Origin of the sequence: Marinobacter algicola DG893 (genome assembly GCF_000170835.1) — a bacterium.
In the GTDB taxonomy this organism is placed as follows: domain Bacteria; phylum Pseudomonadota; class Gammaproteobacteria; order Pseudomonadales; family Oleiphilaceae; genus Marinobacter; species Marinobacter algicola.
Genome location: NZ_ABCP01000068.1, coordinates 1 through 9880, shown reverse-complemented (window position 1 = coordinate 9880; position 9880 = coordinate 1). Strand labels below are relative to the sequence as shown.

Here is a 9880-nt window from a genome sequence, read left to right as displayed (position 1 = left end):
GCCAGTGTCGTTGTGTAGGTTACCTTGGTCTGCAGGGCCGACTGGCGAATCTGTGCCGAGTCGGAAATCGCCTTGCGACCTTCGGTGGTGTTAATAATCAGCTGCACCTGACCATTCTTAATCGCGTCCACGATATGCGGACGACCTTCACGAACCTTGTTTACCCGGTCAACGGTGAGCCCGGCCTGCTTCAGCGCCTTGGCGGTACCCGGAGGTGGCAATCACTCAACCCCACGGAGCGCTACCATTCAGGGTGCCTGCACGTTAAGCGACTGTTCCTGTGAACTTGTTGTCTTCAACACCAAGCGTCACTTTGGTGACTGGCTCCCGGGCAGCCAGTTTCTCCAGCAACGCCAGCGAGACCGGCGGCAGCAGTTCACCTTCAATAATCGACTCCAGCATCCGCGCGCCGTTTTCACTGCGGGTGGCGCGGCTGCGGATGGCTTCCACCAGGCCGTTTTCCAGTTCCACATTGGTGTGGTACCGGTCGCCGATCTGGGTGGCCAGGCGGTCGAGTTTGTCGCCAACGATGCGGTTGAGGGTGTCTTCGCCCAGTGGCAGGTAGGGCACGACTTCCATACGTGCCAGCAGTGCCGGTTTGAAGAAGTCGGCCAGTTCCGGGTAGAGCGCTTCCTCGATTTTTTCGGGCTCTTCCGCGTGTTTGACGATGGTCTGGTAGCCCAGGTTCGAGGTGAGGAAGAACACAACGTTCTTGCAGTCGATCAGGCGGCCTTCACCGTCAGCCAGTTCGCCTTTGTCGAAGGCCTGGTAGAACAGGTTGAGCACTTCCGGATGGGCTTTTTCGACTTCGTCGAGCAGCACGACCGAATAGGGCTTCTGGCGAATGGCTTCGGTGAGGATGCCGCCTTCGCCAAAGCCCACATAGCCCGGCGGTGAGCCGATCAGGCGGGAGACAGTGTGTTTCTCCTGGTATTCGGACATGTTGATGGTGGTGAGGAACTGGCGGCCGCCGTAGAGCAGTTCGGCCAGTTGCACCACGGTTTCGGTTTTACCCACACCGCTGGGGCCGGCCAGCAGGAAGGCGCCCATGGGGCGGCCGGGGCGACGCAGGTCAGCACGTGCGGTCAAAAGGTGTTGGTGCAGTGCGCTAATGGCGGTGTCCTGGCCTTTGATGTGGGACTGCAGGTATTCCGGCAGGCGGGTGATTTTTTCCAGCTCGTCGGCGGTCATGCGGTTGACCGGAATGCCAGTCCAGTCGGCGACAACTTCGGCCACCTGGCGGGCGTCGACACGTGCGTGTACCAGAGGCTCGTCGGCCTGCAGCTCTTCCAGTTCCTGCTCGATGGCGGCGGCTTCGCTTTTCAGGTCCGGGCGTTCTTCGTCGGTTTCGGGCGTGGCTTCGTTCGCCTCTGCGTTCGCTTCGGTTTCGGCAGTGTCCTCGCTAAGCAGTTGCTCGCGAATGTCCACGAGGCGCGCCACCAGTTCCCGCTGGTCGTTCCAGCGCTGTTCCAGTTCTTCTGCTTCCTCGCGCAGGGTTTCCAGGCGCTCCACCAGTTCGTGTTCACGTTGGTGGTCGATAGCCTGTCCAAGCGTCTGCTCGCGGGTCATCAGTTCCTGTTCCATGCCCAACTGGTGCAGTTCGCTGCGCACATGGCTGAGGCGGCGCGGAGGGGTGCTGAGGTTGAGGCTGACCCGGGCGCAAGCAGTGTCGAGCACGTCGATGGCCTTGTCCGGGAGTTGGCGGCCAGCCAGATAACGGGCAGACATGTCGGCAGCGGCTTTCAGGGCGCTGTCAGCGATCAGTACCTGGTGGGCCTTTTCGTAGACGGTGCGCAGACCACGAAGGATATGCACCGCCTGGGCCGGGGTTGGTTCATCCAGTGCAACGGGCTGGAAGCGGCGGCTCAGGGCCGGGTCTTTCTCAAAGTATTTCTTGTATTCACGCCAGGTGGTGGCCGCGATGGTGCGCAGCTCGCCGCGGGCCAGGGCCGGCTTGAGCAGGTTGGCGGCGTCGGAGCCGCCTTCGCTGTTGCCGGCGCCGATCAGGGTATGAGCTTCGTCGATAAACAGAATAATCGGCGTCGCGGAGCTTTTCACCGCTTCAATCACGCCTTTCAGGCGTTTTTCGAACTCGCCCTTCACTGACGCCCCGGCTTGCAGCGCCCCCATATCCAGGGTCCACAGTTCCACGCCGGTCAGGCGCTCGGGCACATCGCCGTTGACGATGCGCAGGGCCAGGCCCTCAACAACGGCGCTTTTGCCCACGCCAGCATCGCCGACAACGATAGGGTTGTTCTTGCGACGGCGGCAGAGGATGTCGATCATCTGGTCGATTTCAGTGTCACGGCACACCACCGGGTCCAGTTTCTTGTCCCTGGCCAGTTTGGTGAAGTCGGTGGCGTAGCGCTTGAGCGGATCCATGTCCACTTGCGCCTGATTAGCGGCACTGGGGGCATCCTCGGCGCGTGGCTGCTCAACCGAGCCCCGGGTCATGGAGTCGAACTGCCGGCGCAGCTGCTCACGATTGATGTCTTTCAGCCGCTGGCTGACCTGGGGCATCAGGTAGCGGTCTGCGTTCATCAGCAGCGCCAGCATGATGGCGCCCGAGCGCAGGTCGGTGTGGCCCAGTTCAGTGGAAGCGATCAGCCAGGCGTCCTGCAGCAGCTCGATCAGCAACGGCGAGAACGACGGGTACGGCTCAGCGGATTGGGTCTCACCGTTCAGGCTATCCCCCACCACCGGTTGCAGGGTGTGGTGGTCGATACCGGTGCTTTCCAGAATCTGGCGCACATCCGTAAACGGTGTTTCCAGCAGTTTGAACAACAGGTGAGCCGGAGTGATTTCCGCACCCTGGCGACTGATACACAGGGCCGCCGAGCTTTCCATTCCCTGGCGACAAATCTCGTTGAGGCGCCCAATCAGCGCCGGCAGTTCTACCCGAATCACAATGATCTCCTTATTTCGGGAGTTGTTCCAGTACGCTGAGCACATCCCTGATGCGTTCGTTCAGCGCTATGTTGTAAAGCGTGTACACCCCGGCCATGGCCGCCACAAACAGGCCACCAATGCCCCAAAGGGGCAGGCCTGTCCGCAGCCGGTTGCGGGCGGGGGTTACGTTGTCCAGCGCGCGGGTCAGCGGCTGCGCTTCTTCGTCGCGGCGCAACCCGCGAATCTGTTCGTACAGCCCGCGAATAATCTGTTCGTATTCGTCCCGGCCATTGGTCATCACCTTGTAGCGGCCCTCGAATCCCAGGCACAGGCACAGATAGATGAACTCCAGCATGTCGCGATAACGTTCCGGTTCCTGCTCCATGCGGGCGGTGATGGCGAACACCTTTTCGCCACCCCAGGTTTCGTTGTGGAATCGGGACAGCAGCGAGTGCTGGGACCACACGCTGTGGGCACCCCACTCGGTACCCAGCACGGCTTCGTCGATAAAAGCGCAGAGTACGTAGCGGTAGGCCACCACGGTCGGCCGTTCGTAACCTTGCTCCACCAGTTCCCGGTCAATGGCGGCAACTTCGTCCACCACTTGCTGGTACAGATTCTCCACACCTTGGAAATCCGCCAGCCGGCGTACCCGGATTACCAGCCCCAACAGGGGCGTCGCGGCATCAATCAGCCGGTTATCCTCCAGGCCCCGCAGCTGGAACTGGTCATTACCAAAGCCCTGATCGCCCACGCGACCATCGCGGTTACTGTCCGCAAACATCAGGTCATCAAACGCACTGCCACCTGCTTCCGTGCTGCCATTGGGTGAATCCATCACCGGTGCATCTGCCATGATTTAGCTCCTGATTGCCCAGAACTGCAACTCCATTCCCGGGAAACTGCCGGCCACGTGGAACGCAAAGCCGCTGGCGTTGTCGAGCATCTGCCAGGCCTGGCTCTGGTCGTCCAACCGGAAGTACACGAACCCGGCGTGATACGGCAACTGACGGGGCGCCACCGGCAGGGCCGACAGCGGAATCCCCGGCAATTGCAGGCTGATGAGATCGCGGATCTTCTCCACCGACGCCACCTTGCACTGCTGGGTGAACTGCTTGCGCAAATCGTCCAGCGGCATGTCCGCCTTCACTGCCAGGATGAACTCGGCCTGGCCGATCAACTGTGCATCCTGGACCGGTGCCACCGTGAGACCGTACTGGCGTTGCTGCAGCTGGATAGCCAGCGCACGAGGTTCCAGCACCGTGCTCAGTGATTGCCTCAGCACCTGCATCAGCGGCGTGAAGGAATCCTCCGGCAGGTCGTGATCGTAGGCTGTGTATTCCTGGGGCAAGCGGTTTTCATCGGTGAACGTCACCAGTTCGCCGCACAACTCCAGCAACGCCTCGTAGAGCCGTTCCGGGTGCAACTGACGCAAACGCGCCAGATGCAGAAAACGGGGATGAGCGCGATTAAGCATCTGCAGAAGCATGAAATCCGCCACGTCCGCGACACCACCCTGCCCCGGGGCACCCACGCGCTCGGCAATGTTCTTGGCCCGTTCGCGCATCAGCCCGGCCATTTCCCCGACGAAACGCTGAAGCCGGGGCGCCGCCCGCACACTGAGCATGGTGGGGATGAAGTTCGGGTCCATCACCAGGCTGCCGTCGGGACGCTTTTCCAGAATTCGGCCAATGGCCAGGGCTGCATAGGCGCTGCGATCGTCCCGTTCAAGCATCAGCTTCGGGGCCACTCGGGCCACGTCGATAGAGTGGGAATCGCCATCAATGGAATGCAGGTCCCGTACTTCCTCGCTCTGGGCCCGGAAGCGGCCAGCGATGGCGGCCTCCGGCCATTCCACTTCGGCCAGGCTCTCGCTGCCCAGCGGCAGGGCCAGGTACACCACCTGGTTGGCCACGGAAGCATCGGTGATTTCCAGGGGCTCTGGCATCACATCGTCCTGGGGCAGGCAGAAACGGGTGCCATCCGGAAACAGGCCGCTGGCCCGCACCAGGCCCACCCGACCAAAGCTCAGGTATTCCGCATTGAGCTCCAGATCGCTGAAACCGTAGAGGTAATCAGAAATCGCCAGGGCCCGTTCGTTGATCTGGTGTTCCAGGTAACGTTGTTGCTGCTGGAAGTGCTGGGGTTTGATGAACAGCCCATCACTCCAGACGACTCGATTGGTTGCAGACATCAGGACTCATCCGACCTTCTGAGTGTGACTTCGCGCTCGCGCAGATTGACCAGCAGGTGGTAGCGACCACCGATGGGGTCCACCTTCACCACCTTCTTCCACTGGGACAGGTTGGGATAGGCATAGAAGGCAATGACCCCGATAAAGCGCGTATCCTCGGCGATTTCGAACGGCTCTATGAACTTGAACTGCCCGGGCACCAGCGTGTAATCGCTATGGTCCACGTAGTTGCGGCCCAGGGACGGCTCCAGCTCGCCCAGCAACTGGTCGAAATCCGCCGCCATCAACCGCGAACTGTCCCGCATCTGGATGATCTGAAACGCGATGGGCGTGGGGGCCAGGGATTCGTTGGGGTTCACGTCCGGCTCCGCCAGCATGGTCAGATCCACCCGGCTTGGCAGCTCATCCGGGTAACCCACAGGAATGTCCGGGTCCCACATCACCTTGGCGGTCTTGGTAACCGCGTTATAGGGGGTGCTACACCCCACCAAAACGAGAATGGCGACCAGCAAACTCCATTTGCAGTACTTCACGACAGGTTCTCCCTCTGTAATTGACGCAGTTGTTGATCGTAAGCCTGTTCAAACACCTCCTGAAAAAGGCGCTCGAATCCCTGCTGACGACTGGAACTCAGTTCCCGGTAATAATGTTGATACATCTCCCATGCCCAGTTGCTTTCATCTTCGTCGGTTTTCAGGCCCCGGCGATAACCATGGAACCGGCGCAGCAATGCCTCCGGTGAGAAGGCATGAAGAATGGCATCCAGCCCCTCGCGAATGGCGGTCTGGGTGGCGAGCTGATGATGGTGAAGGCTCTGCAGGCTCTCACTGACCGCCGCCGGGGCGGACAGATGAACCGGACTGCGCTGGCTGGCGAACAGAGTCTGCACGGTCTCGTTGTAGTCTTCACCCAGGCGCAACGGATTGTCTTCAATCGGCTGCAAGCGTGTGCGCAGAGCCTGGTGACGGCTGTCTTCACCCTGGTGCAGGGCCAGCAGGCCTTCCACGGTGGCTTTGAGGGTCTGGCCGGCTTCTTCCAGGAACAGGCGCATTTCATCGCTGTCGGCAAAGCCCAGGTCGGTCTCCATACCGCGCAACAGCGGTGCACCGCTGATGTGCTGGCGGCTCTGGTCATTGGTCTCCCGGCGGCGGGCCGGCTTGGTGGTCTCGGACATCCTGTCACGCTCTCCTTGTTGCATGGGTAGCCCCATCGCTACGTCGCGGTTCTCGCGGTACTCGTCGGTTACGGTGCCCTCGCTGGCATACCATTCTGGCTTGTCCGCCAGCAGGGACTCCCCGTCACGATTCCCGGCCGCGTCAGCGGTTTCACTTTCGTTATGGATGTCTGACCAGGCCTGAAGGGGATCGTCGCTGAAGGTTTCACCCGGTGCCGGCTGCAAACCGTGCAGCGGTTCGGCGCCAACCGTTTCCAGCTCACGCTCCTCGGCGCGCATCAGCTCGCCCTCATCGACATTGACCAGCGTGGCGTCCTCCGCTTCCTCCGGCAGGTTGCCGTCGTGACGCTGACCGCTGAGCACCTCTGCCTTGAGCTGATAGCGACCAATGGTGATGGTGTCGCCACTTTTCAGGCGGGCCCGACGGCCACGACCGACTGGCTGGGTGCCACTGTTAATATAGGTGCGGCCACTGCGATCAATGAGGCAAAACACGCCATCCATAAACCGCACTTCTGCATGGCCACCGACGGCACCGGTGCGGTGCGAAGACAACTGCCAGGTATCGCTGCCAGCGCTTCCGATAGAGCCACCACGCACTCCGAATACATACTCCCGGGCCAGGCCACTGGCAACCTGGGTGGGGTTACTGACCACCAGTTTCAGGCTACGAGTTGGTTGATGTTCCATATCCGGTTTCCTTTTTAACCTGCTAAGCAGTCCATTGAGTTCAGCGGCGGATCTGCAGCCGCACCGCTGGCAGCTTCCGGGCTTTTTCCGGGGTGACAAACGAGTTCCAGCCCAGCCGCACATCCGCACCCAATTGCATGGGCTTTACATCCCTCGGGCGCATCTGCAGTTCCAGGTCGTAAGCCAACTGCTCCCGGGTGACAAATTCCACCAGCTTCACCAGCCGGTCGTGGTCGTCGCCGTTGGGCAGAAAATCCGCAAATCGCTGTCGGTCCAGGTTGCGGATGCGCAGGATAAACTTGCCACTGCGATCACGAATGCCCGAGCCTACCAGCGTGTCCTCACCGAGGGCGGCGTTCGCCTGCCCCAGCCGAGTTTGCTGATCCTTCGGGATTTCCACCCGACGCAATACCCACTGCTCAATGCCGACATCGTCCAGATCAAAGCAATGCCCAATGATGCCGCTGACCACTTCCGGAGAACGGCTACGGCCCGCCATCATCCCGGCATAGGCCAGCATCTTCGACCAGTTAACCGGTGTTGCCGCCCTGACCTGCGGGTCACCGAGACCTACCAGAGAGAAAATATGCTCGGAGAAGCCGTCAGAGGCCTCCGGCTGAAACCGCACGTAATAGCGATACTTGCGCCACGCCCGATGAAACAGCGTCACCAGCCGATGATTGAAAAAATCCAGGAAGTGGCGACGAATGCCCAGATTCTGCCCCGCTTCCCAGGCCAGGTCCTCCAGGTAGTAGCCCGGCAGGGGCGACTGGGAACCGTGCAAGCCCAGGAAACTGACTTCCAGCTGATAGGGCGCGTGCTCGTGCTCCGGCGACGCCGCCGACACCACATCACTGCCGGGAAAACCCAGCCCGGCCGACGCCGAGAAGCGGATACGCTCCCGCTGTGGCTGTTCGTCCTGGGATCGTTCCAGATCATCACCGTGGTGACGATGGATCAGATCCACCAGTTGGAAAAAGCTGTAGCGCCGTGCATTGCCCAGAACGGGTTGCAGCTCGGCTACATCAGAGGTTGCTGCCCTTGCTGTAACGTCCATGTGTACCGTTCCTGATTGTCTGTATTCACCACTTCCAGTTGGTGAAAAGCGTTAATACTGGCGTAAAGTGCGAAAAACTGGCTGAGTACCGTACCGAACAGGTACAGATCTCCTTCCGAGGCGAACGACTGCTGATCCAGCCGCATCACCGAGCGGATACCCCGCACCGGCAGGCCCCGCACCATCCGGTCCACCGGCGTGGTTTCAATGTCCAGAATGCCGGCCAGGCGCTTCTGGGACACCCGCTCCGCCTGGCGATCCACCAGGGCGCGGAAGTCATAAACCCGCAGTACCGTGCGCAAGGCGTCCACATCCAGCAGCGACAGGTAGTTCAGCGATAAATTGGAGATCAGTGTCCACAACAGGCTGCCATCCAGTGTCGGCCGCAGGGTGTGCGTCGGCCGGGTAATATTGCTGAACGAGGCGAACGCCGGCGTAGTTTCTGTCGCCATGCAGATCTCCCCCACCGCCAGCTGATGCGGTAACTGACGGTTGGTGCAGGTCAGAGTCAGCGATACCGCTTCCTGCCGGTTCAGGCACTCCGACTCGTCGCCACGCACGAAGGAAATGTAGTGGTCAAAGCCGTCCCCGCGCACACTCTCCCGGGCCTTCACCCGGTAATACAGGGCGGTACGGCCACGATCCCGCTCCACCTCGTGCTGAAAACTCTCAAACGCGGTATACAACCGCGGCTCCCCCCGCCCGGACCGGCCTTCCAGCCAGCCCTCCACCTGTTCGATGCTGAATACTTCGAAGTGCTCCGGCGAACGGCTGGACGGAGCAATCCGGTACTCCGTCTGCCGACCATTCAGGTCCACCGGGTCGGCTTCGTGGGTGAACAGATTGATGGCCGGCGTGCAGTAAAGCTGGAAATTTTCCGCGCGAATCTTCGCATCCGGCGGCAGAATACGGCTGAAATGGAACCGCAGGCTGATCTCATCCGCTTGCACCGCTGGCAGTCGCGCCTTCAGGCCCTGAATATCCACAAACCGGAAAGCTTCGGGAAAACTCAGGAATTCCTGCAGTATCCGGTAGCCGGGATAGGCGTTCTTGGGATACGGCAACAGGGCCTCGTCGTTAGCGAACCCGACGGGCTTCAACTGGCTGGCCGGAATGGAAAATACCGAATCGCCTACCACCAGTTCCATACGCTGCAGGTAGTGGTTCAGCCACAGGTACAGCGTCTCGGAAATATGGTTCTCGCCGCCCAGGTAGAAACGCAGGTTATCGAGGCCCAGGGACGACAGCGGCTGGTCGGTGTGCAACGCCAGATCCACGGTCACCGATGACACTTCCCGCGAATGCTCCGCGTGGGCGTCCGCCACACTCACCGGAAACACGTCAACCGCCCGACAGGTCCGGAACCGGCACTGAGTCTGGCGCGTGGCGTCGCCCAGTGGTCGGCTCTTGATCTCGGTATGCCGATCCACCCGCTGGCGCTCACTGATGGCATGCAACTGCGGATCAAACCGCATGATGGTGCAACTGGGCACTGGCCGGAGATAGTTCGGCCACAGCATGTTCAGCAGCGAATGCGTCAGCTCGGGAAACTCGTCCTCGACCTTTTCTCGAAGCTTCCCCGTCAGAAACGCAAAGCCCTCCAGTAGTCGTTCGACATCTGGATCGGTGCTCTGCTCCGACAGGAAACGAGTAAGTTGCGGATGGGCATCCGCAAATTCCCGCCCCTGCAATCGCAGAAAGCTAAGTTCGTCCCTGTAAAATCGATTCAACTTCATAGAACTACTACACCAAAGTTCGATCGAGGGGATGGGGATACCTTTTCTGCCGGGAAAAAGGTGTCCGAGCAAAGCGAGTTCTTTTTCCCAGAAGAAAAGGTATCGCCATCGCCTCTGACTCCGAACAGGCAATGCAGGGG

The 9880-nt window shown here is 60.6% G+C and carries 7 protein-coding genes and 1 pseudogene; all 8 read right to left on the bottom strand.

From position 1 onward, the window contains the following. Positions 1 to 209 (bottom strand): annotated as a pseudogene (locus MDG893_RS19800) (hypothetical protein); the annotation flags it as partial. A gap of 55 nt (positions 210 to 264) precedes the next feature. Next, positions 265 to 2907: a type VI secretion system ATPase TssH gene (gene tssH, locus MDG893_RS19795; protein ID WP_007155622.1), complete on the bottom strand. Its 2643-nt coding sequence runs from the start codon at positions 2905 to 2907 to the stop codon at positions 265 to 267. Between the two features lie 10 nt (positions 2908 to 2917). Further along, the gene (gene icmH / locus MDG893_RS19790; protein ID WP_007155621.1) at positions 2918 to 3745 is read right to left on the bottom strand and encodes a type IVB secretion system protein IcmH/DotU; all 828 of its coding nucleotides are present in this window, start codon (positions 3743 to 3745) and stop codon (positions 2918 to 2920) included. Positions 3746 to 3748: 3 nt separating this feature from the next. Then, complete coding sequence (gene tssK / locus MDG893_RS19785) at positions 3749 to 5083, bottom strand: type VI secretion system baseplate subunit TssK (RefSeq protein WP_007155620.1); 1335 nt, start codon at positions 5081 to 5083, stop codon at positions 3749 to 3751. Next, positions 5083 to 5616 (bottom strand): type VI secretion system lipoprotein TssJ, encoded by a 534-nt coding sequence (tssJ, locus tag MDG893_RS19780; protein ID WP_007155619.1) that lies wholly within the window; start codon positions 5614 to 5616, stop codon positions 5083 to 5085. Before tssJ ends, tssK begins: the two co-directional genes overlap by 1 nt. Beyond that, positions 5613 to 6947 carry a type VI secretion system-associated FHA domain protein TagH gene (gene tagH / locus MDG893_RS19775; RefSeq protein WP_007155618.1) on the bottom strand — a complete coding sequence of 445 codons (1335 nt, stop codon included), beginning with the start codon at positions 6945 to 6947 and terminating at the stop codon, positions 5613 to 5615. Before tagH ends, tssJ begins: the two co-directional genes overlap by 4 nt. 40 nt (positions 6948 to 6987) lie before the next feature. Continuing rightward, the gene (gene tssG / locus MDG893_RS19770; protein ID WP_007155617.1) at positions 6988 to 8004 is read right to left on the bottom strand and encodes a type VI secretion system baseplate subunit TssG; all 1017 of its coding nucleotides are present in this window, start codon (positions 8002 to 8004) and stop codon (positions 6988 to 6990) included. Continuing rightward, a complete protein-coding gene (gene tssF, locus MDG893_RS19765; RefSeq protein WP_007155616.1) occupies positions 7968 to 9740 on the bottom strand; it encodes a type VI secretion system baseplate subunit TssF in 1773 nt (590 codons plus the stop codon). The genes tssG and tssF overlap by 37 nt, the downstream gene beginning before the upstream one ends. Between the last annotated feature and the right edge of the window lie 140 nt (positions 9741 to 9880).

Excerpts from the sequence above, each read along its gene's own strand:
- icmH (WP_007155621.1), bottom strand. The coding sequence starts at position 3,745 with ATGGCAGATGCACCGGTGATGGATTCACCCAATGGCAGCACGGAAGCA.
- tssK (WP_007155620.1), bottom strand. The coding sequence starts at position 5,083 with ATGTCTGCAACCAATCGAGTCGTCTGGAGTGATGGGCTGTTCATCAAA.
- tagH (WP_007155618.1), bottom strand. The coding sequence starts at position 6,947 with ATGGAACATCAACCAACTCGTAGCCTGAAACTGGTGGTCAGTAACCCC.
- tssG (WP_007155617.1), bottom strand. The coding sequence starts at position 8,004 with ATGGACGTTACAGCAAGGGCAGCAACCTCTGATGTAGCCGAGCTGCAA.
- tssF (WP_007155616.1), bottom strand. The coding sequence starts at position 9,740 with ATGAAGTTGAATCGATTTTACAGGGACGAACTTAGCTTTCTGCGATTG.